This is a genomic window from Blastococcus carthaginiensis (genome assembly GCF_030731085.1).
Taxonomy (GTDB): Bacteria; Actinomycetota; Actinomycetes; order Mycobacteriales; family Geodermatophilaceae; genus Blastococcus; species Blastococcus carthaginiensis.
In genome coordinates this window covers 36581-60552 of sequence record NZ_JASNFN010000032.1, presented here as the reverse complement: position 1 = coordinate 60552, position 23972 = coordinate 36581, and the positions used below count along the sequence as shown (strand labels likewise).

Below are 23972 nucleotides of genomic sequence, written 5' to 3'. Positions count from 1 at the left end.
TTAGTGCGGCGTTCGACGTAGGCACGGGTGCGTGGCTCCCAGCGCATCCGGCAGAGCGCGACGCGGTAGAGGGCGGCGTTGGCTTGGCGATCGCCGCCGCGGTTGAGCCGGTGGCGGTGGGTTCTGCCCGAGGACGCCGGGATGGGGGCGACGCCGCAGAGCATGGCGAAGGCCGGTTCGGAGTGCAGCCGGTCGGTGTTCTGCCCGGCGGTGACCAGCAGCTGTCCGGCGACGTCGGGGCCCACGCCGGTGCGGGTCATCAGCTCGGGGTTGATGGCGGTGACCAGCGGGCCGATGAGCTTGTCCAGGTCGTCGATCTCGGCGGTCAGGGCTGCGTGGCGGCGGGCCAGGGCGCGCAGGGCGGTCTTGGCGGCCTGCTCCGGTTCGCCGATGCGGGCCGGGTCCGGGCGCAGGCCGGCGCAGGTGGTGATCAACCGGCTGTCCTTCAGGCCGCGCAGCTGGGCTCGCAGGGGCTCGGCGGTGGTGACGATCAGCGATTTGATCCGCCGCTGGCAGTCCGCCCGCTGATCCACCGCGCTGCTGCGAGCCACGCGCAGGTTGCGCAACGCCTCCACCTGCCCGCTGCGGTCCTTGGGGGTGCCGGTGCGGGTGCGGGCCAGTGCGGTGCGGGCGGCGGCCTCGGCATCCAGCGGATCGGACTTGCCGGCCAACCGGCGCAGCTTGCGGTCGGGCCGGTCGACCTCGAGCATCGCCACGCCCTCGGCCGCCAGGTGGCGGGCCAGGCCGGCGCCGTAGGCGCCGGTGCCCTCGATCCCGACGACCAGCAGGGCGCCGAAGGTCCGCAGCCAGGCCAGCAGCTGCCGGTAGCCGGCCGCGGTGGCCGGGAACTGCCGGTGGCCCAGCAGCCGCCCGGTGGTGTCGACCGCGGCCGCGGTGTGGGTGTCGCAATGGGTGTCCACGCCACCGGCCACCTGGACCTGGCCCGGGACAGTCTCTGGTGCGATGGTGGTCATCGCCGTCCTCCTCGCTCGCAACCGACAGGGCGGCACGCACCGCCGGGCGAGCGGACAAGACAGTGATGGGTGCCTGCTGGCACAGGCTCCTATGAGGTCACACCGCCACGTCTGGTGAGTGCAGCGAGCCCCGCAGCGACCGAACCGACAAATCCGGATAAAGACCCGAGGCCAGTCACCTGAAGGGTCAGGAACGGCTGCTGCGGGGCTCGCCTACATCCTCACTGTCACCTGATCATCGCCGGTCAGCCGGCGATGGCGGCCACCGGCGGGGTGCGCGCCGCGCGGCGGGCCGGCAGCACCGACGCGAGCAGCCCGGCCACCGTCGCGACCAGCACGATCGCGCCGACCTGCAGCCACGGCATGCTCAGCACCAGCTCGCCGTAGGAGCCGAGCACCGACGCGACGCCGATCAGCCCGTAGGCGCTGCCCAGCACCACGCCGAGCACCGCGGCGACCCCGGCCACCAGCGCGGACTCCCAGGCGAGCAGCCCTCGCAGCTGCCCCCGGGTCAGACCCAGCGCCCGCAGCAGCCCGTTCTCCTGCCGCCGTTCGACCACCGACAGGGCCAGCGTGTTGCCCACCCCGATCAGGGCGATCACCACCGCCACGCCCAGCAGGCCGGTGACGACGAGCAGCAGCACGTCGAGCACCGAGTCGATCGCGGCACGCTCGCTGGCCAGCCCGGTGACGAAGGCGAACGGCATCGCGGCGCCCGCCACGTCGGTGACCTCGTCGATCACGTCCGTGTGGTCGGCGTCGTCGGCCAGCCGCAGCCAGACGGTGTCGACGGCGGCGCCGGGTGCGAGCCGGGCCAGCTCGGCGGCCGGGAGCGTGGGCCGCTCGACGTCGCCGTACAGGGCGGTGAGGGTCGTCGTCCGGTCGCCGGCGGTGAAGGTGACGGGACCGCCCACCGGCACCTCCCAGCTCGACTCGGTCCACCACGGCAGCACGACCTCGCCGGCCGCGGGGATCGGCACGTCGGCGGTGGAGCGCATCACCGGCGCCGCGGTCGCGGCGTCCAGCCCGGCGACGATCGTCTCCTCGCCGTCCGGCCCGGTCGCCGTCGCGGCGGTGAGCGACGATGCGGCCACCACGCCGTCGACCGCGGCCAGCCGGCCCGGCAGCGACGCAGGCATCGCGCCGTCGCCCTGGACGATCACGTCGGTGGGGTACTGCGCGGCCAGGCCGGCCTGCGCGGTGGCCCGCGTCGACGCCGCGCCGACGACCATGGCGGTGGTCAGGGTGACGCCGATGAGCAGCGCGGTCGCCGTCGCCGCCGTCCGCCGGGGGTTGCGGGTGGCGTTGCCGGCGGCGAGCCGCCCGGGCACGCCACCCAGGCGGGCGGTCAGCCGGCCGACGGCGCCCACCACCGGGGGCACCGCCCGCTGGGCCAGCAGGACGACGCCGAGGAAGCTCAGCGCACCGCCCGGCAGCGCGATCAGGACGTCGGCCAGCGCGACGCCGACCCCCATGAGCAGCACGCCGGGGACGACCAGCAGCAGGCCCAGCACCAGGCGCAGCACGCCGCCCCGCGACCTCAGCGGCGCAGGGTCGGCCGGCCGGAGCGCGGCCAGCGGGGCGACCTTCGTGGCGCCGCGGGCGGGGGCGAGCGCCGCGAGCAGGGTGGTGGCCGTGCCGACGGCCAGCCCGGCGGCGACGGCGACCAGCGGCACGGAGAGGCCGGAGAGCGGGACCGGGGAGTCGGCGGCCTCGGCGATCGCCGACACCCCGGCAGCCAGGCCGATGCCGGCGAGGACGCCGACGACCGACGCGGCCAGGCCGGTCAGCGCCGCCTCGCCCAGCACGCTGCGGCGCACCTGGCGGGCGGTCGCGCCCACGCAGCGCAGCAGTGCCAGCTCGCGGGTCCGCTGGGCCAGCAGGACGGCGAACGTGTTGGCGATGACGAGGCCCGCGACCAGCACCGCCACGGTGGCGAAGACCAGCAGCACCGCGGTGAGCGCCATCGTGTCGCCGGTCAGCCGGGCGGCGGCCTCCTCGGCCTGCCCGGTGCCGGTGCGCACCACGACCTGCCGGTCGGCCAGGGCGGCGCCGACCTGCTGCACCACGTCCCCGGCCGGCACGCCGTCGGCCCCGGCCACCCGCAGCTCGTACGGGTCCACGGCGCCCCAGGTGCGCAGCTGGTCGGCGGTGCCCCAGATGCGGCCGTAGATGCCCGCCGTGGGGTCGCCGCCCAGGTCCACGACGCCGGTGACCGTGACGGACGCGTCCCGCTCGGTGCCGTCGGGCGCCGAGTACGTGAGGTCGATCGTGTCGCCGACGGCGGCGCCGGTGCGCTCGCTCACCGCGATCTCGCCGGGCGCATCGGGCAGCTCGCCGTCGGCCATCGACTGCCAGCGGAGGGCCGGCGCGTCGGCGACCGACTCGGCGAGCAGGTACTGCAGACCGGTTCGGCCGGGCAGCAGGGCCTGCACGCCGGTCTCCCAGGTGGCGTCGACCGCGGCGACGCCGTCCAGGGCGGCGATGCGTTCCAGCTCGTCGTCGAGACCCGAGCCGTCGTCGGAGGTGACCACCGCGTCGGTGCCGACGTACGGGGCGCCCACGGCTTCGAGGACCGTGGCGCGCGAGGTCTCGTTGAGCACCAGGGTGGCGACCACGAAGCCCACGGCGATGACGATCGCCAGGGTGGAGGCGATCAGCCGGGGCAGGTGCGCCCGGATGCTCGCCAGGGTGACTACGCGCACGACGTCAGGCCCCCAACCCGCGCAGGGCGTCGAGCACGGAGGCCGCGGTCGGGTCGGTGAGCTCGCCGGCCAGCCGGCCGTCGGCCAGCAGCACCACGCGGTCGGCGTAGGCGGCGGCCGACGGGTCGTGGGTGACCATGACGACGGTCTGGCCGGTCTCCTTGACGCTGGAGCGCAGCAGGCCGAGCACCTCCGCGCCGCTGCGGGAGTCGAGGTTGCCGGTGGGCTCGTCGGCGAAGACGACGTCGGGGCGGGGGAGCAGCGCGCGGGCGATGGCCACCCGCTGCTGCTGGCCGCCGGAGAGCTCGTGCGGGCGGTGGCCGAGGCGCTCGCGCAGCCCCAGCCGCGCGACGACGTCGTCGAACCAGACCGGGTCGGGGCGCAGCCCGGCCAGCTGCATCGGCAGCACGATGTTCTCGCGCGCCGGCAGCACCGGCAGCAGGTTGAACGCCTGGAAGACGAACCCGATCCGCTGGCGGCGCAGCCCGGTGAGCTCGTCGTCCCGGAGGCTGGTCAGCTCGGTGTCGCCGAGCCACACCTGCCCGGCGGTGGCGCTGTCGAGCCCCGCCAGGCAGTGCATCAGCGTGGACTTGCCGCTGCCGGAGGGACCCATGATCGCGGTGAACTCGCCGCGGGCGAAGGTGACGTCGACGCCGGCCAGCGCGTGGACGGCGGTCTCGCCGCCGCCGTAGGTCTTGCGCAGGCCGGCGGCGCGGACGGCGGCGCCGGCGAGGGACGCCGGCGGCTCGCCGGGGACGGTCATGACGGGGACGGGCACTGCGCACCTCCGGGAACGGACTTCATCGACGGTGATCACGCTCCCGCCCGGCGGCGTCCCCCCGCGTCGGAGCAGGGGCCGGTCTTCCGCGACCCCGCGGTGGTCCCCCGGGTGGACCGGCCGTCATGCTGCGGGTGGATCCGGCCGCTGCCGGGCCTCCCGTCCCTGGCAGGTGGTCCCCTCGGCACGCTCTGCCTCTGAGTGCAGGTGCACTCAGAGGCAGAGCGCCTGGAGGGTCACCTGGCCGGCTGGTGCCGGACGGTCGGCGTGAGTCGGTCGGCGCCGGCTCAGGCGTTGCGGAGGAGGTCCGCGGGGGCGACCAGCCCGGTGCGGTAGGCCAGGACGACGGCCTGCACCCGGTCGCGCGAGCCGGTCTTGGCCAGCACCCGGCCGACGTGGGTCTTCACCGTCGCCTCGCTGACGAAGAAGTGCGCGGCGATCTCGCTGTTGGTCGCGCCGTAGGCCATCTGCTCGAGCACCTCGCGCTCGCGCGGCGTCAGCTCGCCCAGGGCCCCGTCGTCGGCGCCGGCGGGTGCGACGGCCACCCCGCCCCGCAGGATGGGCGCCACGTGCTGCAGCAGCCGGCGGGTGGAGCTCGCCGCGATCACCGAGTCACCGGCGTGCACGGTGCGGATCGCGGAGAGCATCTCCTCGGGCGCGGCGTCCTTGAGCAGGAAGCCGCTGGCCCCGGCGCCGATCGCGGCCACCACGTACTCGTCGAGGTCGAACGTGGTGAGGACGACGACCCGCGGCGGCTCGGGCAGCGCGGTGACCTGCCGAGTGCCCTCGATGCCGTCGGTGCCGGGCATGCGGATGTCCATGAGGACGACGTCGGCGGGGGTGCGGGCCAGCACCTCGACCGCCGCCGCGCCGTCACCGGCCTCCCCGACCACGGTGAGGTCGGCCTGGGAGTCGATGACCATGCGGAACCCGGCCCGCACCATCTGCTGGTCGTCCACGAGGACGACCCGGATCGCGCTCATCGGCCTGCACGGTAGGGCAGGGCGGCGTGCACGCCGAAACCGCCACCGTGCCGGGGCCCGGCCTCCAGCCGGCCGCCGTGCAGCTGGGCGCGCTCCCGCATGCCACGGAGCCCCTGGCCCAGGCCGTCGGAGCCGGTGACCGCGGCCGCGGCGCCCCGGCCGTCGTCCAGGACGGAGAGCTCCAGCGTGTCGGGCCGCCACTGGAGCCGCACCCAGGCGCGGCCGGCCGGGCCGGCGTGCTTGAGCACGTTGGTGAGCGACTCCTGCACGATGCGGTAGGCGGCCAGCTGCGGGCCGGCCGGCATCGGCTGCGGCGTGCCCTCCTCGATGAGGTCGACGTCCAGGCCGCTGCCCCGCACGTCCTCGACCAGGGCCGGGATCGCGGCGACGTCGGGCTGCGGGGCGTACTCCTCGCCGCCGCCGTCCCGGAGCACGCCGAGCAGGGCGCGCATGTCGGTGAGCGCCTGCCTGCCGGTGGCGGCGATCGCCTCCAGCGCGTCGGTGGCCGCCTGCGGGTCGGCCTTGCCGGCGTAGCGGCCGCCGTCGGCCTGCGCGATGACGACCGACAGGGAGTGCGCGACGACATCGTGCATCTCCCGCGCGATGCGGGCCCGCTCGGCCGTGGCGGCCAGCCGCATCTCCTGGTCGCGCTCCAGCTCCAGCAGCTGCGCGCGTTCCTCGAGCGCGGCCATCCGCTGGAGCCGCGCCCGCCGCAGGTCGCCCAGCGCCCAGGCGGCGACCACCGAGACGCCGATAGCCCCCGCCGTGATGAGCGTGCTGTCGGAGAAGTCGCCGCCGAAGTAGCGCGCCGCGGCGAGGAGGGCGCCGACCAGCCCGACGGCCAACCCGCACTGCCCGGCCCAGCGCGGGGCGTAGGCGGCCAGCGAGTAGACCATCACCAGGGCCGCGACGTTGGCGGCCAGAAATTCGTCGGAGACGACGAGCTCCAGCAGCCCGGCCGCGATGACCGCCGCGGCCGCGGGCACCGGCGCGACCCGACGCCAGGCCAGCGGGGCGACCAGGAGCAACCCGAGGACCAGTGCGCGGGTCTGGTCCGACCAGAAGTAGGCCCCGGTGAGGCCGGGCAGCACCACGGTGACCAGGCCGATGAGAGCGGCCAGCCCGGCGTCGACGGCGAACGCCCGGCCTTGCAGCCACGGGGCCAGGCGCTCGACGGCGGGCGACCGTTCCATGCGCGGAAGCCTAGGGACCGCGGTCGCCCGCCTCGTCGCCCCTCGGGATGATCCGCGGGTCGTCCTGCGGGGGGATCAGTTCTCCGACGTCGGGTCCTCCGGGGCCTCGAAGTCGCCCTGGCCGGGAGGCTCGGAGACCACCGGCGCCTCCATGGTGACCTCGCCGGCCTGCTCGAAGACGAAGGTGACGGGGATCGACTGCGACGAGCGCAGGTCCGTCGACAGGTCCGTGAGGAGCACCGACGGCGGCCCCTCCGGCTCCAGGTAGACGTTGTCCTCCTCGGGGACCTCGATCGTGCCGGCGGCACCGTCCAGCGGGATCAGCTCCGCGCCGGCGAAGTCCTCGCCGCGGACCTCGACCAGCTGGTCACCGGTGGTCCCCGTGTTGGCGATCGCGGCGTAGAGCCGGACGTCCTCGCCCTGCTCCCACACGCCGTCGTCCGGGTAGGCGAGCCCCACCGCGGTGATCTTGATGTCCTCGGTCACGGCCTCGTCGGGGCCGGGATTGCCGCCGATCACCTCGTCGCCGGGCACGTCGAGCGGGTTGTCGAGCTCGTCGACCCCCGGGCTGTCGGCGCCGCCTTCCCCACCGCAGGCGGCGAGGGGCAGGGTGGTGGCGAGGAGCAGGGTGGCGAATGCGTTCCTGCGCGTGCGGCGGGTCATCCTGGTCCTTCCGAGGGATTTCGTACGACCGTCGCTGGCTACCCCCGATCCGGCACCGGCATCCCTCGGCGGGCGGGCCGCAACAGAGTTGTCGCATTGGGAGGGCGCGTGGACGACGACCGGACGAGGTCGGTGCCCGACGACGGCGGCGACCCGGCGTGCTGGCTGCGCCGGGTGTGTCCGGCCTGCGGCGGGCTGGCCGACGAGGACCCGCCCACCGTCTGCCCCCGGTGCGGGGAGCAGCTGCCGGCGGGGTGAGCCGGGGCGGAGCCCCCGCCCCGGGGGATGCTCCGCGGTTCGCCGATGTGCGCGTGCCGCCAGGATCTACGGTTCGCTGGCCCACGGTCCGACGGTCGGCCGGGCTGCCTGGAGGGAGGCACCGTGATGCGCGACGCGCTGCGCTGGCTGCGCCCCGGTCACCTCGGCACGGAGGCGGAGCAGGCGACGTTCCGGACCCTCCACTCGGCCTCCCTGACGGCGCCGGAGCTGCGGGAGGGCCTGACCAGCGGCTCCGCCGGCCGCGCCATCCGGCACCTGCGGGACCTGCTCGGGGTCCCGGCCGTCGCGTTGACCGACACCGTGACGACGCTGGCCTGGGACGGTCGCTTCGGCCACCACGAACCGGACGCGGCAGCTCTCGCCGGCATCGTCCTGGAGTCGGGTGGCACGGTGGTCCGGGACCGCAGGGACTTCGCCTGCTCGGACGCCGGCTGCGGGCTGCGGCAGGTCGTCATCAGCCCGCTCGTGGTGGAGGACCGGGTGGTCGGCACCCTGCAGGCGTTCACCTCGTCGGCCTCCGCCGGGCTCGTCCGGGCCGTCACCGAGGTCGCGCGCTGGGTGTCGGGGAACCTGGAACTGGCGGAGCTCGACGCCTCGAGGACGCGGCTGATGGAGGCCGAGGTCCGGGCGCTGCGAGCGCAGATCAGCCCCCACTTCATCTACAACTCGCTGAGCGCCATCGCCTCGTTCGTCCGGACCGACCCCGAGCGGGCGCGGGAGCTCCTGCTGGAGTTCGCCGACTTCACCCGGTACTCGTTCAGCCACCACGGTGAATACACGACCCTGGCCGAGGAGCTGCGGTCGATCGAGCGGTACCTGGTGCTGGAGAAGGCACGGTTCGGTGACCGGCTCCAGGTCACGCTCCGGGTGGCGCAGGAGGTCCTGCCGGTCGCCGTCCCGTTCCTCTGCCTGCAGCCGCTCGTGGAGAACGCGGTGCGGCACGGTCTGGAACGCAAGCCGGGCACCGGGACCGTGACCATCATCGCCGCCGACCAGGCCGGGGAGTGCCTGATCTCGGTCGAGGACGACGGGATCGGCGAGGACCCGGAGAAGGTGCGGCGGGCCCTTGCCGGTGACGTCTCGGTCGACTCGGTGGGGCTGGGCAACGTCGATGCCCGGCTGCGCACCGCGTTCGGGGACGACTACGGTCTGGTCGTCGAGACGGCCCCTGGCGCGGGGACGAAGGTCATCGTGCGCGTCCCCAAGTTCGCGCCCGGGGTGCACACGTGACCGAGCCGGCGAGGTCACGCATGAGCAGGGCACCGTCGGTCACGACGCCGACGACCGCCGGCGAGGAGGTGCCGTGACCGCAGACCGGTTGACCGTCCTGGTGGTGGACGACGAACGCCCGGCCCTCGAGGAGCTGCGCTGGCTGCTCGAGCGGGACGGGCGGATCGGGACCGTGCTGACCAGCGACTCGGCCACGGAGGCGCTGCGCCTGCTCCAGGAGCGGGCGGTCGACGCCGTCTTCCTCGACATCCGGATGCCCGGGCTCAGCGGAGTCGACCTGGCGCGCGTGCTCTCCCGGTTCAAGGCGCCGCCGCCGGTCGTCTTCGTCACCGCGTACGACGACCACGCGGTGGACGCGTTCGAGCTCGGCGCCGTCGACTACGTCCTCAAGCCCGTCCGCGACGACCGGCTGTCCGAGGCGGTCCGCCGGGTGGTCGGCGCGCGGGCCGGTGGACCGGTGGCGGTGGACGACGACATCGCCGTGGAACTGGGCGGTGTGACGAGGTTCGTCCCGCGCTCCAGCGTCCGGTACGTCGAGGCGCAGGGCGACTACGCCCGGCTGCACACCGCGTCGGGCAGCCATCTGGTCCGCGTGCCGCTGACCACCTTGGAGGAGAGCTGGAAGGACGCCGGCTTCGTGCGGATCCACCGGTCGCTGCTGGTCGCGCTCCAGCACGTCGAGGAGGTCCGGATGGACGCCGGGCGGTGCACGGTCGTCGTCGGTGGCACGGAGCTGGTCGTGAGCCGGCGGCACACCCGGGAACTGCGCGACCTCTTGGTGCGGCGCGCCCGGCCGGGCACGCAGGGCCGGGGCTGACCGGTGCCGGACACCTCGCCCCGCCGGGTGCGCGTCACCAGCCCGCGCACCGGCGCCGCACGCGTGCAGCGGGTCCCGGTCGCCCGCGAGATCGAGGCCCAGACCGCCCTGGGCGAGGTGTACATGTCCTCGCTGCTGCGCTCCCAGCTCCGGCTGGCGCTGCTCGCCCTCGCCACCCTCGCCGTGGTGGTCGGCGGCATCCCCCTGCTGTTCTGGCTCGCACCCGAGCTGTCCACGGTCGAAGTGCTCGCCGTGCCGCTCCCGTGGCTGCTCCTGGCGTTCGCCGTCTACCCGTTCCTGTTCGCGATCGGCTGGCTCTACGTCCGGGCCGCCGAGCGCAACGAACGCGCCTTCACCGACGTGCTGGACCGGTCGTGACCCCCCGGCCGGCGAGCGGCCGGTCGTGAGCGCCGCGGGCTACAGCATCGTCGCGGTCACGGCCGTCGTCGTGGCCACGCTGGCGGTCGGCGCCTACGGCTGGCGGTTCTCCCGCACCACCAGCGACTTCTTCGTGGCCTCCCGCACCGTGCGGCCAGGGCTGAACGCCTCGGCCATCGGCGGGGAGTACCTCTCCGCGGCGTCCTTCCTCGGCGTCGCCGGCCTGGTGCTGGCGTTCGGCACGGAGATGCTGTGGTACCCGGTCGGCTGGACGGCGGGCTACCTCGTCCTGCTGGTCCTCGTGGCCGCGCCGCTGCGACGCTCCGGCGCCTACACCCTGCCCGACTTCGCCGAGAGCCGGCTGGAGTCGCGGGCGGTGCGCCGGCTGTCCGCGCTGCTCGTCGTGGCCATCGGCTGGCTGTACCTCATGCCGCAGTTCCAGGGGGCGGGCCTCGCACTGGCCGCCACCACCGGTACCGGGCCGTGGCTGGGTGGCGTGCTCGTCGCGACGGTGGTGCTGGTCAACGTGCTGTTCGGCGGCATGCGCAGCATCACGTTCGTCCAGGCGTTCCAGTACTGGCTGAAGCTCACCGCGCTGCTGTTCCCGCTGCTGTTCATGGTCACCATCTGGCTCGGCGACGGCGGGGTGTCCCCCGCCTCGACCGGGACCACGCCCGGGGACTCCTGGGAGTCGCCGCTCGCCGGGACCGGCGACCACCAGCTCTACACCACGTACTCGATCATCCTCGCCACATTCCTCGGCACGATGGGTCTCCCGCACGTCGTGGTGCGCTTCTACACCAACCCCGACGGGGCCGCGGCGCGGCGCACGACCCTGTTCGTGCTGGCACTCCTGGGGCTCTTCTACCTCCTGCCGCCGGTGTACGGCGGGCTGGGCCGGCTCTACGCGCCGGATCTCATCGCCAGCGGCGACACCGAGTCGGTGGTGCTGGAGCTGCCGTCCCGGATGCTGGCCGGCACGCTGGGCGAGCTGCTGTCGGCGCTGACCACCGCCGGGGCGTTCGCGGCGTTCCTGTCCACGTCGTCCGGGCTGACCGTCGCGGTGGCCGGCGTCATCAGCCAGGACGGGCTGGGCCGCCGGCTCGGTGGGGTGCGCGCCTTCCAGGCCGGTGCCGTCGTCGCCGTCCTCGTCCCGCTGGGCCTGGCCCTGCTGGCCGAGGGGGTGGGCGTGGCGCAGGCGGTCGGGCTGGCCTTCGCCTTCGCCGCCTCGACCTTCTGCCCGCTGCTCGTGCTCGGCATCTGGTGGCGCCGGCTGACCGACGCCGGCGCGATCGCCGGGATGCTCGTCGGCGGCGGCTGCGCCGGCGCAGCGGTGATCGCCACCCTGCTCGGCATGGCCCCCACCGGCTGGCCGGGCGCGCTGCTCGCCCAGCCGGCGGCGTGGACCGTCCCGCTGGCCTTCCTCACCATGGTGGGGGTCTCCCTGGCCACCTCCCGGCGGGTGCCACGGCACACCGCCCGGACCATGGTCCGGCTGCACGCTCCCGAGGCGGTGCAGCTCGACCGCGGCGTCCTGCCGCGGTGAACCCGGCTCGCTGACCTCGACGAGCCCGCGACGGGACGGCACCGGTGCGGCCGGATCGCGCCGAGCACGGTGCGCTCGCGCGGTGCCGTGGTGCGACCGCGCGACCGCTCGTCTCGCCGGACCTGCCGTACGACGACTCCTGCTCACCGCTCGGCGCAGCGGCGGCGCGACCGGCGCCCCGCGGGGATCCCCAGCCCTACCGTGACAGCGCTCACAGTTCCGACTGCCCGCATCTCGACGCCCCGCTCGATCGAACCAGGAGCTCGAACCTTGACCGATCCACAGGAACGGCGTCTGCTGACGCCCGAGGAGTACCGCGCCGCGCAGGACTCGCCGGAGTTCGTGGAGCTGAAGAAGCGCTTCCGCAGCTTCGCCTTCCCGATGACCGTGGCGTTCCTCGTCTGGTACCTGCTCTACGTCCTCCTGTCGACGTACGCCTCGGACTTCATGTCCACCCAGGTGTTCGGCAACGTGAACGTCGGCCTGCTGTTCGGGCTCGGCCAGTTCGTGACCACGTTCGTGATCACGCACCTCTACGTGGCGCACGCGAACAAGCGGACCGACCCCATCGCCGACGAGATGCGCGACCGCCTCGAGGCCCACGACTACGCGCCCGGCGCGCCCGCCGGCGACACCCGCACCCAGGGGGCCACCCGTGCCTGACCTCCTCGCCGCCGACGCCACCATCGGCAACCCGGCGATCAACATCTCGATCTTCGGCGCGTTCGTCGTCATCACCCTGGCCATCACCTTCCGGGCCAGCCGCAACAACAAGAGCGCCGCCGACTACTACGCCGCCGGCCGCACCATCACCGGCCAGCAGAACGGCCTGGCCATCGCCGGCGACTACCTGTCGGCGGCCTCGTTCCTCGGCATCGCCGGCGCCATCGCCATCTACGGCTACGACGGCTTCCTCTACTCCATCGGCTTCCTGGTGGCGTGGCTCGTGGCGCTGCTGCTGGTCGCCGAGCTGATGCGCAACACCGCCCGCTTCACCATGGCCGACGTGCTGGCCTTCCGGATGCGGCAGGGCCCGGTGCGCACCGCGGCCGCCATCTCGACGCTGGCGGTCTCGCTGTTCTACCTGCTCGCCCAGATGGCCGGCGCCGGTGGCCTGGTCGCGCTGCTGCTCGGGGTGAGCGGCCCGGTGGCCGAGGCGCTCGTCGTCACGGTGGTCGGCGCGCTGATGATCTTCTACGTCCTCGTCGGCGGCATGCGCGGCACGACGTGGGTGCAGATCATCAAGGCCAGCCTGCTCATCGCGGGTGCGCTGGTGATGACGCTGTGGGTGCTCGCCGACTACGGCTTCAACCTCTCCGCCCTGCTGGGTGGCGCCGCCGATCGGGCCGGCACCACGGGCGTGCTCAACCCCGGCGCGCAGTACGGCGTCAGCGACACCACCCGGCTGGACTTCATCAGCCTGGCGCTGGCCCTGGTGTTCGGCACCGCCGGCCTGCCGCACGTGCTGATGCGCTTCTACACCGTGCCGACGGCGAAGGCCGCGCGGACCTCGGTGGTCTGGGCGATCTGGCTGATCGGCATCTTCTACCTGTTCAGCCTGATCATCGGCTACGGCGCCGGCGCCATGGTCGGTGCGGAGACCATCGTCGCCGCCCCGGGCGGGGTCAACGCTGCCGCCCCGCTGCTCGCCTTCGAGCTCGGCGGCACGGTGCTGCTCGGCATCATCGCCGGCGTCGCCTTCGCGACCATCCTCGCGGTGGTCGCGGGCCTGACCATCACCGCCTCGGCGTCCTTCGCGCACGACGTCTACGCGTCGGTGATCAAGAAGGGCGACGTCCCGCCGAACGGCGAGGTCAAGGTCGCCCGGATCACCGCCGTCGTCATCGGCGCGGTCTCCATCGGGCTGGGCATCCTGGCGCTGCGCGCCGGGCTGAACATCGCCTTCCTGGTGGCGCTGGCGTTCGCGGTGGCCGCCTCGGCGAACCTCCCGACGATCCTCTACACGCTGTTCTGGAAGAAGTTCACCACCCAGGGCGCGCTGTGGTCGATCTACGGCGGGCTGATCATCTGCATCGGGCTGATCCTCTTCTCCCCGGTGGTCTCGGGCGCCGAGACGTCGATGTTCCCCGGCGTCGACTTCGCCTGGTTCCCGCTGCGCAACCCGGGCCTGGTCTCCATCCCGGCGTCCTTCTTCCTCGGCTGGCTGGGCACCGTGCTCACCAAGGAGAAGCCGAACGAGGCGAAGTGGGCCGAGCTCGAGGTGCGGGCCCTCACCGGCATCGGGGCGGAGAAGGCCGTCCAGCACTGAAGGAGGGCCTGGATCCTCCCCGCACCTCGCTGCGCTCGGCGCGGGCCCCGGGAGGCAGGCCGTTCCAGCACGTCACGTGGCGCGCGTCCCCGGTCGGGGGCGCGCGCCTCGTGCGCTGCGGGCGTCGACCTCGCAGTGCGGTCGTCGCCCTCGCGGTGTGCGGCGAGGACGGCGGCGGTGCGGCGAGGCCGGTCAGGCGGCGGTGGCGTGCGCCGGGGCCGCGGCGGGGGCGGGGTCGGCGGGCAGGACGGCGTCGACCGCGGTGGTGGTGCCCGCGACGGCGAGCGCGACGGGGGCGGCCGCGCGCCCGGACCGGCGGGCGCGGACGACCCAGCGGGCGATCAGGCCGGTCAGCACGACAAGGCCGGCGAGGGCGTGCTGCCCGGGCGCGCTGATCGCGACGGCGACCGCCGCCAGGTAGACCAGCGAGAGCAGGACGGCGGGGACGGGCAGGCGGGGCAGGTGCAGGTGCACGGCAGGACCTCCGGGTGGGGCTGGGCCCGCCGGGCCGGCGGCCGCGCCCGGGCGAGGGCGGGCCGCCGGCACGGCGACGGCGCAACGGACGGGGCCAGGGCCTACTTCAGCATGTCCTTGGCCTTCTGCAGCATCGACTGGCCCTCCATCTGCGGCGTCCCGAACAGCCGCGGGTCACCCGGGGGCAGGATCGGGGCGTCGGCGGTCGCCTCGATCGGGGCGGCGCGCATCTCACCGCGGCCGTCGACGGCCGGTCCGGAGGCCCAGCGGCCGGCGGCGGCGTCCGGGCCGTCGGAGGCGTCGATGAAGGCGTAGCCGAAGTTGTCCGGCTCCTCCTCCAGCGGGAAGGCCTCCGGCACCGGGATGCCCTCGAGCCCGTCCGCCTTGAGCTCCTCGATCGCGGCGAGCCACTGCATCTGGTGCATGTGGTCGCGGGCGATGAGGAACTTGAACATCTCCTTGACGCCCGGGTCGTCGGTCATGTTGTACAGCCGCGACACCTGGAGGCGGCCCATCATCTCGGCGGTGGCGTTGTAGTGGAAGTCGGCCATGAGGTTGCCGCTCGCGGTCACGTAGCCGCCGCTCCAGGGCAGGCCCATGGAGTCGCGGTAGTAGGCGCCGCCGCCGTTGACGATCGCGTGCTGCGGGTTCGTGTTGCCGAAGCCGGCCGCCGCCTCGTTGGTGCGGTCGGCCGCGTCGGGCTTGAGCGGCTGGTGGTCCAGCAGCCGGTCGATCATCGTCACGATCATCTCGACGTGGGCCAGCTCCTCGGTGCCGATGGCCAGGAGCATGTCCTTGTACTTGCCGGGCAGGCGGCAGTTCCAGCCCTGCAGCAGGTATTGCGTGGCGACGGTCATCTCGCCCCACTGACCGCCCAGGATCTCCTGCATCCGGCGGGCGAACGCGGCGTCGGGGCCGTCGGGCTTGGCCTCGTACTGCAGGGCGTGGGTGTGCGTGAACACGGGCTCTCCTTGCGTCGTCGCTCCACCGCGTTCGCGGTGACGACGTGGTTCTGCCCGCCCCCGGTGGCCCACCGGTGCCGTCCCGTGGCCCGCCGGTGCCAATTCCTCAGCGGTCCGGGAGGCGCACGGTCAGGGTGAAGTCGTCGCCGTCCGCCGACCACAGCACCCGGCCCCCGAGCTCGCCGGCCTGCCGGCGCACCGACCAGAGCCCGAGCCCCGTGAGGTCGACCGGTGGCCGGTCGGTGCGCAGGTGCTGGAGGACCCGCTCGGCCGGGACGCCGCCCTGGGTGACCGCCAGGTCCACCCACCCGGCGCGGGCCGTCGCCCGGAGCCGGACCGGTGCACCGTTCCCGTGCCGGTGGGCGTTCTCCAGCAGGTTGACGAGGATGCGCTGCACGCGGGCGTCCGCGACGGCGACGTCCCCCGCGCCGTCCTCGACCTCCAGCGCGAGCTGGGACCGGGGGAGGCCGGAGGCAGCCACCGAGGCCCGCAGGACGTCGCAGAGGCGGCGGGTGCCGCGCGAGCGCTGGACAGCGCCTCCCGTGGCGTCGGCCGTGCGCAGCATCGACGACAGGTGCGCCGTCTGGGCCCGCGCGAGCGCGAGCAGCTCACCGGCCTGCCCGGGTGCGCGGTCCAGGGAGCCCAGCACCGCCTCCAGCGAGGCGAGCGGGCTGCGCATGTCGTGGCAGAGCGCGCGGACGACGGCGTCCTCGGGGCTGGGGGTCTCGGGGTCGGGGACGGTCGTCCGGCGCGGGCGCGGGAGATGCGCGCGCAGCACCCGGGCGAGATCGTTGAGCAGTCCGCGGCTCCGCGTCGACGCCTGCGTGTCGGCAGCCAGGGTCACGGGCACCTCCTCGGGAGTCCGGTCAGCGGCGCCGGGAGACGCACCGACCGTCAGGAGCGATGTGGGGCAGACCGACGACGCGGCCGCTGCTGACCGCAGGCCGCCGGTGGACGTGGTCGTCGTGGACGACCACCCGTTGTTCACGCGTGGGCTGAGCCTGCTGCTCCCGGGGCTCAGCGAGGGCCGGGTGCGGGTCGTGGCGACGACGGAGGACGCGTCGGCCGCCGCGGCGATGGTGCAGCGGCACCACGCCGACGTGGCGATCGTCGACCTGCACATGCCGCCCCCCGGGGGGACGAGGGCGATCGCCGCCATCCGGCGCGCGGACCCGATGGTGCGGGTGGTCGCGCTCTCCGGGCTGGCCGAGGCGGACGCCGCCATCGAGGCGCTGCGGGCGGGGGCCTCGGGTTTCCTGCCCAAGACGGCGGACCCGGAGGCGCTGGTGCGGCCGCTGCTGGCCGTCCTCGACGGCTGGTCGGTGCTGCCCGAGGCGCTGCTGCGCCAGCTCCTGGCGGACGCCGCGCCGGCGGGGGAGCAGGGCATCGTCGACCAGCTGACCGCCGACGAGCGGCGGCTGTGGCGGCTGATCGCCGACGGCACCGGCACCGTGGACATCGCGACGACGCTGCACGTCTCGGAGCGGACGACGAAGCGGCTGGTGGCGCACCTGCTGCGCCGGCTGCAGGTGGCGACGCGGGTGGAGGCGGCGGCGCTGGCCGGCCGGGTGGGCCTGGGCGCCGGCGAGCCGGTGCGGCACACCGGTGGCCCCGCGGGCTGAGCTCCCCAGGACGTCATCGCCGGGCCAGCTACCCGGGGCCGTGATCGACAACCGCCGGTCTCGGAAAGGTTTCCCTCACCTACCCCTGCCGAGCGCGCCGGCCCAGGGCTCGGAGGCGGCCAGCGCGAACCCGGGCACCTCGTCGGCGGCCATGTCGAGGGCCGCGTAGCCGCCGCTGCCCGCGCCCACGCAGGCGGTGACGGTGGCCAGGCCCGCCCGCCGCTGGAAGAACGACTGCCGGACCTGCCAGCCGACGACCGCCCGCCGTTCCAGCACCGCCTGCTCGCGCACCAGCCAGCCGCTGCGGACGGCGAAGGTGCGCGGCCCGGCGGCGTGCCCGAGCGAGCGGTAGCGGGCCAGGCCGACGGGGACGCCGAGCGCGGTCAGCCCGGCGCCGGCGGCCAGCAGCCACCACGCGCCCTCGCCGGCCAGGAGGACGCCGCCGCCCGCGGTCACCAGCAGCCCGAAGGCGACGGCGCGCAGCACCCGGCGGCGGCGGGCCGCGGGTGGGTGCGCGACGAGCGCGCCGGGGTCGTCGGTGACCCGCCGGGCCAGCGCCCACGCCTCCGTGCGCGGCCCCAGGGGGAACAGCTGCCCGCGCCCGGCGGCGTCGCCGAGGCCGGTGACCAGCGCGCTGACCCGGGCGGCCCGCACCAGCCGCATGCCCAGTCCGTCGATGACGGTGACCCCGCGGATGCGGTCGACCTCGAGCTCGGTGTGCCGGCGGGTGAGCAGCCCGCGGGAGGCGACCAGCGACGCACCGCGGCGGACCACGCGGAAGCGCCAGTTGACCACGGCCGCGCCGACGACGGACCCGACCAGCAGCACCAGCAGGGCGATGACCAGCCCGGCGCCGACCAGCCGCAGGTCGGAGAGGTCGGGCTCCTGGAACTCGGGGGTCCACTGCTCGGGCAGCTCCTCGGCCAGCCGGAACAGCGCGCCGACGGCGGCGAGCGGCACGGCGAGGTAGGTGCCGACCAGCGGCGCGTACCGCAGCCAGCGGTGGTCGAAGCGGGCGTACTCCTCCTCGACCGGCTCGGCCGCCGGGGCGCCGTCGGGGGTGCCGGCCGGTGCAGTGGCGGCGCGGTGGGTGAGGACGGCGACGCGCAGCCGGTCGCCCTCCGCGCGCGGGATGCCGTCGACGAGCAGCTCCTCGTCGCCGTCGGTGACCGCTCCGGCGGCGGCGTCGATGCGGACGCGCACCAGGCCGAAGACGCGGTGCAGCGGCGGCGCCTCGACGTCGACGCCCCGGATGCGGTCGTTCGGCACGGTGCGCACCGAGCGGGCCAGCAGCCCGCGGGTGATCACGACGGCGGCCGGCCCGTCGGCGTAGCTGAACCGCCACCAGTTCAGCGTCGCGGTGAGCAGGGAGAGCACGGTGACGCCGACGGCGAGGAGGACGACGGTGCGCAGCCCGCCGTCGAAACCGGTGGCCGCGATGATCGGGATGACCGCGGGCACGAAGGCCCGGGCCTGCCGGAACGTCGCGGTGTGGACGGCGATGACGCGGGGCGAGAGCCGCCGGGGCGCGCCGGCGGTCGGCGGGGCCGGCGGCGGGCCGAGGGGCGGCGGCCAGGGCGGGAGCGGGCCGGCCGGCCGGCGCGGGGGTGGGGGCGCGGGCTGCACGATGGCTCAGGTGGCCTGGTCGCGGACCAGCTCGGCCCGGCGGGCGAGGTCGTCGGCGACGCGCTGGGCGACGCCCTGCTCGAGGTGCCAGATGCGCACGGTCCCCTGGCTGGAGGCGGTGAGCACCGCGACGGTGGCCAGGCCGAACATCTGCTGCAGCACGCCGCGGGTGACGTCGACGGTCTGGATGCGCGAGATCGGCACCAGCGTCCAGGTCTGGGTGAGCCAGCCGGTGCGCGTGTAGGCGGCCTCGTTGGTGATCTCCCACCGGTACACCCGGTGCTTGAACCACGGGCGGATGCTCAGCGCGACCACCGCGTAGACGGCGCCGGCCAGCGGGACCAGCCGGCGCAGCAGCGGCAGCGGGTCGCCGGCGTCGGCGGGCACGAAGAGGAGGAACGCGCCGATCGCCAGCCACACGAACGCGGTGCTGATCAGGCTCTCGACCACCCACAGGCCGATCGCCGAGCGCGGCAGCTCCCAGGCGGGCTCGCGCACGGGCGTCGGGCGGGCGCCGCTCGGGGCGGCCCGGTGGCTCGGGGACATCGGGCCCATCCTCCCAGTGCGGTGGACCCCGGTCGCGCAACCGGTGCCCGTGCCACGATGGGGAGCGTGATGCCGCAGCAGGTCCCGACCGTGCCCGCCTCCGAGCTGCCCGAGGACGCCGTGGTCCTCGACGTCCGCGAGGACGACGAGTGGGTGCACGGCCACATCGAGGGCGCCACCCACATCCCGATGGGCGACGTCCCGGCGCGGCTCGAGGAGCTGCCCGAGGGCGATCCGCTCTACGTCACCTGCCGCGGCGGTGGCCGGTCGGCCCGGGTCGCCGCCTGGCTCAACGCCAACGGCTTCGACGCGGTGAACGTCGCCGGCGGCATGGGGGAGTGGCAGGCCGCCGGCAAGCCGATGGTCAGCGAGACCGGCGAGGAGCCCTTCGTCCGCTGACGTTCAGCGCCGGTCGTTTGCGAGGGTTGAGCCGCTCGGACGGACGTCGAGCCGTGCCGTGGCGCGGCTTCAGGTCAGGTGGCGCGGGTCAACGGGGCCCGGCGACTGGTCTGAGCTCAGCGCCAGGCGGCCGCGGTCTCCTCGTCGTAGTAGCGGGTGAAGCCGCACAGCCAGGCGATCGGCTCCAGCGGCGCGCCCTCCCACCGGTCGGCGCCGCTGACCAGCAGGCGCGACCCGACCCCGTAGACCGGGCCCGGGGTGCTGCTGCCCGCGGCCGGGTCGTACGGCGCCGGCAGGTCCACCGTCACCGCCTCCCCCGAGTCGCCGGAGAACCACTCCTCCACGGCGAAGGTGACCCCCACCAGGTCTTCCGGCGGCCCGGGCGTACCCGGCTGCGTCGTCACGGCGCGCCCGATGTCCACCACCACGCCGGCGAAGGCGAAGTCCTGCTTGCTCAGCGCGGCGGGGCTGTACTCGACGGCGCAGGAGCTCATCTCCGTGTCGGCGAGCGGGCCGGTGCGCCCGGCGGTCGGGTCCTCGGCGAGCTGCGACAGCTCGCTCCCGGCCGCCGTCCCGGATTCGTCGCCGCCGTCCGCCGGCGGCATGCCGGTGCCCGGGTCGCCGTCGGCCGCCTCCGGAGCGCCCTCGCGCGGCTCCTCGGCGACCAGCGCCGCCGCCGAGTCGGCGGCGTCGCCCTGCCCGCCGGGCGGGTCGACGACGGTGACCACGCCGCCCGCGACCACGGCCACGCCCGCGGCGACCGCGAGCGAGACACCTGCGGTCCGGCGCCGGCGCGCACGGCGGCCGGCCTTGAGCAGCTGCCCCACCGGCGCCGGGCCTACCGGCACGCGGTCGGCCAGCTCCCCCAGCAACGTCGAGGTCTCCCGGTCGGTCACGATGCCCTCCCTCCCCGCAGCTCGGCGACGTCCAGATCGGTCTGCAGCTGCGCCAGCGCGCGGGAGAGCCGGCTCTTCACCGTTCCCGGTGCGATGCGCAGCGCGGCGGCGATCTGCTGCTCGCCCAAGTGGGCGTAGTAGCGCAGGACGACGACTTCGCGGTGCGCCGGGCTCAACCGCGCCAGCGCCCGGCGGACGGCGTCGGCGTCGTCCACCTGCGCGGTGCCGTCATCGGTGGCGACGTCCGGCACCTCGGCGGTCGGCCGCTCACCCCACCAGCGCCGGCGGTGGCTGTCGTGATGGCAGTTGACCAGCACCCGGTAGACGTAGGCGTCCCGGTTGGCCGCGCTGCCGACCTTGTCCCAGGCGACGTAGCAGCGCACCAGCGCCGTCTGCACCAGGTCCTCGGCCTCCGGGCGGGCGCAGCCGAGCAGCACCGCGGAGCGGACGAGCACCGGCCAGCGCTCGTCCACGTACCGCGTGAACGCCTCGTCCCGCTCCACTCGCCCTCCGGAAGTCGTCCTCTGGAGAGCATGACGGGTCCGGGGGCGGGCGCGGTTCCACCGCGCCTGCCACCGGAGGTCAGCTCTTCAGCTCGTACTCCGCGAACTTGGCGCGGAGGTCCTTCTTCGAGAACTTGCCGACGCTGGTCTTGGGTACCTCGTCGATGAACTCGACGGCGTCGGGCATCCACCACTTGGCCACCAGGGGCTTGAGGTGCTCGAGGATCTCCTCCTCGGTCGCCTCCTCGCCCGCGTTGAGCACGACGCAGGCCAGCGGGCGCTCGTCCCACTTCGGGTGCGGGATGCCGACGACCGCGGCCTCCTTCACCTTCGGGTGGCTCATGATCGCGTTCTCCAGGTCGACCGAGCTGATCCACTCGCCGCCGGACTTGATGAGGTCCTTGGTGCGGTCGGCGATGCGGATCGAGCCGAAGGCGTCCATGGCGGCGACGTCGCCGGTCTTCATCCAGCCGTCGGCGGTGGTGAGCTCCACGCCGGCGTCGGGGTTGTAGTAGTCCTGGGCGCACCAGGGGCCGCGCACCTGCAGTTCACCGGTGGCCTTGTCGTCCCACGGCTGCGGCTCGAGGGTGTCGGAGTCGACGATGCGGGCCTCGACGCCGAGGAACGGGATGCCGGCGCGGGCGCGCTGGGCGGCCTTGGTCTCGTCGTCGGCATCCTGGTAGCGCTTGGGCAGCACGCCGGAGGAGGCGACCGGGTGGGTCTCGGTCATGCCCCAGGCCTGCAGGATCGGGATGCCGACCTGCTCCCGGTAGGCCTCGGACAGGGCCTTGGGGACGGCGGAGCCGCCGCAGCCGATGTCGCGGAGCTTGTGCGGCCGGCCGGCCAGGTGCGGCAGCACGCCCTGCCAGATGGTCGGGACGCCGGCGGTGAAGGTGACGCCCTCCTCCACGATCAGCTTCGCCAGCGCCTCGGGCTGCATGAGCGCGCCCGGCATGACCAGCGAGGAGCCGGCCGCGGGTGCCGCCTGCGCGATGCCCCAGGCGTTGGCGTGGAACATCGGGACGACCGGCATGGCGACGTCGTTGATGCCCAGGCCGAAGGCGTTGGGCGCCATCACGCCCATCGTGTGCAGGAACGTCGAGCGGTGCGAGTAGACGACGCCCTTCGGGTTGCCCGTGGTGCCGGACGTGTAGCACATCGAGGCCGCGCGCCACTCATCGGTGACGGCGAACTCGACCGGCTGCGCGTCGGCCAGGAGCGTCTCGTAGTCGAGCACCCGGGAGTCGTCGGGGATCTCGTTGTCGCCGCCGTCGTCCATGACCACGACGTGCTTCACGGTCTTCATGGTGTCGATCAGCGGCCACAGCAGCGGCAGCACGGTGCGGTCGACGAAGACGACCTCGTCCTCGGCGTGGTTGGCGATGTAGGTCAGCTGCTCGGGGAAGAGCCGGACGTTGAGCGTGTGCAGCACGCGGCCGGTGCACGGCGCGGCGAAGTAGAGCTCCAGGTGCCGCTGGCTGTTCCAGCCGAACGTGCCGACCCGCCCGTCGGCGCCGATGCCGAGCGTGTCGAGGACGCCGCCCAGCTTGCGGGTGCGCTGCGCCCACTCCGCGTAGGTTGCCCGGGTCACCCCGCCGGGGTTGTTGGTGACGATCGTCCCGTCGCCGTAGTGCTGCTCGACGTGCCGGAAGATCGAGTCGACGGTCAGTGGGCTGTCCTGCATCAAGCCGCGCATGGTCGGATCCTGCCAGTGACCGCGCTCACCTTCCAGCGGTGCGGCGATGATCAGCTGACCTGACCATCGCGTGTCCTCCCTCGCGGTGGGCGGTGAGGGAGGACGCCATCCGTGCCGCGGTCAGCGGCCGAGGGCGACGGGGAGCGTCTCCAGGCCACGGATCACGAACTCGGGCCGGCGCACGGGTTCGCCGCCGAGCTCCAGCACCGAGGTCCGCGTCAGCAGCGCGCCGAACGTGGCCTGCAGCTCGACCCGCGCCAGCGGCGCCCCGATGCAGAAGTGGATGCCCGCGCCGAAGGCGATGTGCGGGTTGTCGATGCGCCGGACGTCGAGGGTCTCGGGCTCGGTGAAGACGGCGGGGTCGTGGTTGGCCGCGCCGAGCAGGGCGGCGATCTTCTGCCCCTCCCGCACGGTGACGCCGCCGATCTGCACGTCGGCGGTGGCGGTGCGCTCGAACAGCTGCAGCGGCGGGTCGAAGCGCATGAGCTCCTCCAGCGCCGCGGGCAGCAGGTCGCGCTCGGCGCGCAGGGCGGCCAGCTGGTCGGGGTGGCGGAGCAGCGCGAGCATCCCGTTGCCCGTCACGTTGACGGTCGCCTCGTGGCCGGCGTTGAGCAGCAGGATGCAGGTGGTGACCAGCTCGTCCTCGGTGAGCTTGTCGCCGTCGGCGTCCCGCACCGAGACCAGGTGGGACAGCAGGTCCTCGCCGGGGGCGGTGCGGCGCTCGGCGGCCAGCTGCCGCAGGTAGGTGACGAACTCGTCCGCCGCGCGCTCGGCCGCCTCCTCGACGGCCGCCGTCCGCCCGTACTCGTACATCTTCACGATCGCGTTCGACCACGGCCGCAGCAGCGGTCGGTCGGCCTCGGGCACGCCCAGCAGCTCGGCGATGACGGCGACCGGCAGCTGCTCGGCCATGCCGGTGAGCAGGTCGACCGGTTCGGACCCGGCGGAGCGCTCGACCAGCTCGTCGGCCAGCCGGCCGGCCAGCTCCTCGACCCAGGGCCGCAGCCGCTCCACGTGCCCCCGGGCGAACGCGCTGGTGATCAGCCGTCGCAGGCGCGTGTGGTCCGGCGGCTCCAGCTCCAGGATGGCGTTGCGGTGGATGAGGTTGAAGCTGCCGAACCGCTCGGCCGGCTCCTTGTCCCGCCAGATGCGGCCCAGCCGCCGGTCGCGCAGCACGGCGTTGGACTCGGCGTGGGTGAGCGCGAGCCACAGCCCCAGCCCCTCGTGCCACTGCACCGGCGCCTGCGCCCGGGCCCGCGCGAAGGCCGGGTACGGGTCGGCGACGAACGACGGGGCGCGGAGGTCGAGCGCGTCGACGGACACGGTCACGCCGGGAAGCCTAGCTAGGAGCCCGCCCGCAGCGTCCGGCACCGGTGGGCTCCCGACGAGTGTGACGAAGTCGTGGTGATCAACCGCTGATGGCCACGAGTTCG

24 protein-coding genes are annotated in these 23972 nt (G+C 74.5%); 9 read left to right on the top strand and 15 right to left on the bottom strand.

Annotated elements, in window-relative coordinates; all coding sequences use genetic code 11:
* The 6 genes from QOZ88_RS19840 to QOZ88_RS19815 all read right to left on the bottom strand — a co-directional run.
* Positions 1 to 974 (bottom strand): IS110 family RNA-guided transposase (locus tag QOZ88_RS19840; protein ID WP_306001426.1); only part of this gene is annotated, 974 nt, incomplete at its 3' end.
* Positions 975 to 1219: 245 nt separating this feature from the next.
* A complete protein-coding gene (locus QOZ88_RS19835; RefSeq protein ID WP_306001425.1) occupies positions 1220 to 3679 on the bottom strand; it encodes an ABC transporter permease in 2460 nt (819 codons plus the stop codon).
* A gap of 4 nt (positions 3680 to 3683) precedes the next feature.
* Positions 3684 to 4457 (bottom strand): ABC transporter ATP-binding protein, encoded by a 774-nt coding sequence (locus QOZ88_RS19830; RefSeq protein ID WP_319946901.1) that lies wholly within the window; start codon positions 4455 to 4457, stop codon positions 3684 to 3686.
* Positions 4458 to 4744: 287 nt separating this feature from the next.
* Positions 4745 to 5440: a response regulator transcription factor gene (locus tag QOZ88_RS19825; protein ID WP_306001424.1), complete on the bottom strand. Its 696-nt coding sequence runs from the start codon at positions 5438 to 5440 to the stop codon at positions 4745 to 4747.
* Entirely contained in the window at positions 5437 to 6633 is a 1197-nt protein-coding gene (locus QOZ88_RS19820) for a sensor histidine kinase (RefSeq protein ID WP_306001423.1), read from the bottom strand. The genes QOZ88_RS19825 and QOZ88_RS19820 overlap by 4 nt, the downstream gene beginning before the upstream one ends.
* A 75-nt stretch (positions 6634 to 6708) precedes the next feature.
* Positions 6709 to 7296 (bottom strand): copper chaperone PCu(A)C, encoded by a 588-nt coding sequence (locus tag QOZ88_RS19815; protein WP_306001422.1) that lies wholly within the window; start codon positions 7294 to 7296, stop codon positions 6709 to 6711.
* Positions 7297 to 7404: 108 nt separating this feature from the next.
* Here QOZ88_RS19815 and QOZ88_RS19810 point away from each other — a divergent pair, with 108 nt between their 5' ends.
* From QOZ88_RS19810 to QOZ88_RS19780, 7 genes are all read left to right on the top strand, one after another.
* Positions 7405 to 7554: a hypothetical protein gene (locus QOZ88_RS19810; protein ID WP_306001421.1), complete on the top strand. Its 150-nt coding sequence runs from the start codon at positions 7405 to 7407 to the stop codon at positions 7552 to 7554.
* A gap of 126 nt (positions 7555 to 7680) precedes the next feature.
* On the top strand, positions 7681 to 8805 hold the full coding sequence (locus QOZ88_RS19805) for a histidine kinase (protein WP_306001428.1): 1125 nt from the start codon (positions 7681 to 7683) through the stop codon (positions 8803 to 8805).
* Positions 8806 to 8878: 73 nt separating this feature from the next.
* Entirely contained in the window at positions 8879 to 9622 is a 744-nt protein-coding gene (locus tag QOZ88_RS19800; protein ID WP_091933505.1) for a LytR/AlgR family response regulator transcription factor, read from the top strand.
* A gap of 3 nt (positions 9623 to 9625) precedes the next feature.
* The gene (locus QOZ88_RS19795) at positions 9626 to 10000 is read left to right on the top strand and encodes a hypothetical protein (RefSeq protein ID WP_091933502.1); all 375 of its coding nucleotides are present in this window, start codon (positions 9626 to 9628) and stop codon (positions 9998 to 10000) included.
* Between the two features lie 25 nt (positions 10001 to 10025).
* Positions 10026 to 11546, top strand: a complete 1521-nt coding sequence (locus QOZ88_RS19790) for a sodium/solute symporter (protein ID WP_306001420.1) — start codon at positions 10026 to 10028, stop codon at positions 11544 to 11546.
* Between the two features lie 270 nt (positions 11547 to 11816).
* Entirely contained in the window at positions 11817 to 12209 is a 393-nt protein-coding gene (locus QOZ88_RS19785) for a DUF485 domain-containing protein (RefSeq protein WP_091933497.1), read from the top strand.
* Complete coding sequence (locus QOZ88_RS19780) at positions 12202 to 13815, top strand: solute symporter family protein (protein ID WP_306001419.1); 1614 nt, start codon at positions 12202 to 12204, stop codon at positions 13813 to 13815. Before QOZ88_RS19785 ends, QOZ88_RS19780 begins: the two co-directional genes overlap by 8 nt.
* Before the next feature lie 192 nt (positions 13816 to 14007).
* On the opposite strand, the gene QOZ88_RS19775 is transcribed toward QOZ88_RS19780, so the two are convergent.
* From QOZ88_RS19775 to QOZ88_RS19765, 3 genes are all read right to left on the bottom strand, one after another.
* The gene (locus QOZ88_RS19775) at positions 14008 to 14289 is read right to left on the bottom strand and encodes a hypothetical protein (protein WP_306001418.1); all 282 of its coding nucleotides are present in this window, start codon (positions 14287 to 14289) and stop codon (positions 14008 to 14010) included.
* Between the two features lie 101 nt (positions 14290 to 14390).
* Positions 14391 to 15251: a manganese catalase family protein gene (locus QOZ88_RS19770; RefSeq protein ID WP_306001417.1), complete on the bottom strand. Its 861-nt coding sequence runs from the start codon at positions 15249 to 15251 to the stop codon at positions 14391 to 14393.
* A gap of 106 nt (positions 15252 to 15357) precedes the next feature.
* The gene (locus QOZ88_RS19765; protein ID WP_306001416.1) at positions 15358 to 16095 is read right to left on the bottom strand and encodes a sensor histidine kinase; all 738 of its coding nucleotides are present in this window, start codon (positions 16093 to 16095) and stop codon (positions 15358 to 15360) included.
* A 61-nt stretch (positions 16096 to 16156) separates the two neighbouring features.
* Between QOZ88_RS19765 and QOZ88_RS19760 the strand changes: the two genes are divergently transcribed.
* The gene (locus tag QOZ88_RS19760) at positions 16157 to 16873 is read left to right on the top strand and encodes a response regulator transcription factor (RefSeq protein WP_306001415.1); all 717 of its coding nucleotides are present in this window, start codon (positions 16157 to 16159) and stop codon (positions 16871 to 16873) included.
* A gap of 75 nt (positions 16874 to 16948) precedes the next feature.
* On the opposite strand, the gene QOZ88_RS19755 is transcribed toward QOZ88_RS19760, so the two are convergent.
* Both QOZ88_RS19755 and QOZ88_RS19750 read right to left on the bottom strand, forming a co-directional pair.
* Complete coding sequence (locus QOZ88_RS19755; RefSeq protein ID WP_306001414.1) at positions 16949 to 18499, bottom strand: PH domain-containing protein; 1551 nt, start codon at positions 18497 to 18499, stop codon at positions 16949 to 16951.
* Between the two features lie 6 nt (positions 18500 to 18505).
* Positions 18506 to 19045: a PH domain-containing protein gene (locus QOZ88_RS19750; protein ID WP_091933486.1), complete on the bottom strand. Its 540-nt coding sequence runs from the start codon at positions 19043 to 19045 to the stop codon at positions 18506 to 18508.
* 69 nt (positions 19046 to 19114) lie between these two features.
* Between QOZ88_RS19750 and QOZ88_RS19745 the strand changes: the two genes are divergently transcribed.
* A complete protein-coding gene (locus QOZ88_RS19745) occupies positions 19115 to 19444 on the top strand; it encodes a rhodanese-like domain-containing protein (protein WP_306001427.1) in 330 nt (109 codons plus the stop codon).
* Positions 19445 to 19560: 116 nt separating this feature from the next.
* Here the strand turns inward: QOZ88_RS19745 and QOZ88_RS19740 are convergent, their stop codons facing one another.
* The 4 genes from QOZ88_RS19740 to QOZ88_RS19725 all read right to left on the bottom strand — a co-directional run bounded on the left by QOZ88_RS19740 (position 19561) and on the right by QOZ88_RS19725 (position 23868).
* The gene (locus QOZ88_RS19740) at positions 19561 to 20340 is read right to left on the bottom strand and encodes a hypothetical protein (RefSeq protein WP_306001413.1); all 780 of its coding nucleotides are present in this window, start codon (positions 20338 to 20340) and stop codon (positions 19561 to 19563) included.
* Positions 20337 to 20843: a SigE family RNA polymerase sigma factor gene (locus QOZ88_RS19735; protein WP_306001412.1), complete on the bottom strand. Its 507-nt coding sequence runs from the start codon at positions 20841 to 20843 to the stop codon at positions 20337 to 20339. Before QOZ88_RS19735 ends, QOZ88_RS19740 begins: the two co-directional genes overlap by 4 nt.
* A gap of 79 nt (positions 20844 to 20922) precedes the next feature.
* Complete coding sequence (locus QOZ88_RS19730) at positions 20923 to 22539, bottom strand: long-chain fatty acid--CoA ligase (RefSeq protein WP_306001411.1); 1617 nt, start codon at positions 22537 to 22539, stop codon at positions 20923 to 20925.
* A gap of 120 nt (positions 22540 to 22659) precedes the next feature.
* Positions 22660 to 23868, bottom strand: coding sequence for a cytochrome P450 (locus QOZ88_RS19725; RefSeq protein ID WP_306001410.1), 1209 nt, complete (start codon positions 23866 to 23868; stop codon positions 22660 to 22662).
* Positions 23869 to 23972: the final 104 nt, after the last annotated feature.

Excerpts from the sequence above, each read along its gene's own strand:
- QOZ88_RS19825 (WP_306001424.1), bottom strand. The coding sequence starts at position 5,440 with ATGAGCGCGATCCGGGTCGTCCTCGTGGACGACCAGCAGATGGTGCGG.
- QOZ88_RS19820 (WP_306001423.1), bottom strand. The coding sequence starts at position 6,633 with ATGGAACGGTCGCCCGCCGTCGAGCGCCTGGCCCCGTGGCTGCAAGGC.
- QOZ88_RS19815 (WP_306001422.1), bottom strand. The coding sequence starts at position 7,296 with ATGACCCGCCGCACGCGCAGGAACGCATTCGCCACCCTGCTCCTCGCC.
- QOZ88_RS19805 (WP_306001428.1), top strand. The coding sequence starts at position 7,681 with ATGCGCGACGCGCTGCGCTGGCTGCGCCCCGGTCACCTCGGCACGGAG.
- QOZ88_RS19750 (WP_091933486.1), bottom strand. The coding sequence starts at position 19,045 with ATGTCCCCGAGCCACCGGGCCGCCCCGAGCGGCGCCCGCCCGACGCCC.
- QOZ88_RS19745 (WP_306001427.1), top strand. The coding sequence starts at position 19,115 with ATGCCGCAGCAGGTCCCGACCGTGCCCGCCTCCGAGCTGCCCGAGGAC.
- QOZ88_RS19730 (WP_306001411.1), bottom strand. The coding sequence starts at position 22,539 with ATGCGCGGCTTGATGCAGGACAGCCCACTGACCGTCGACTCGATCTTC.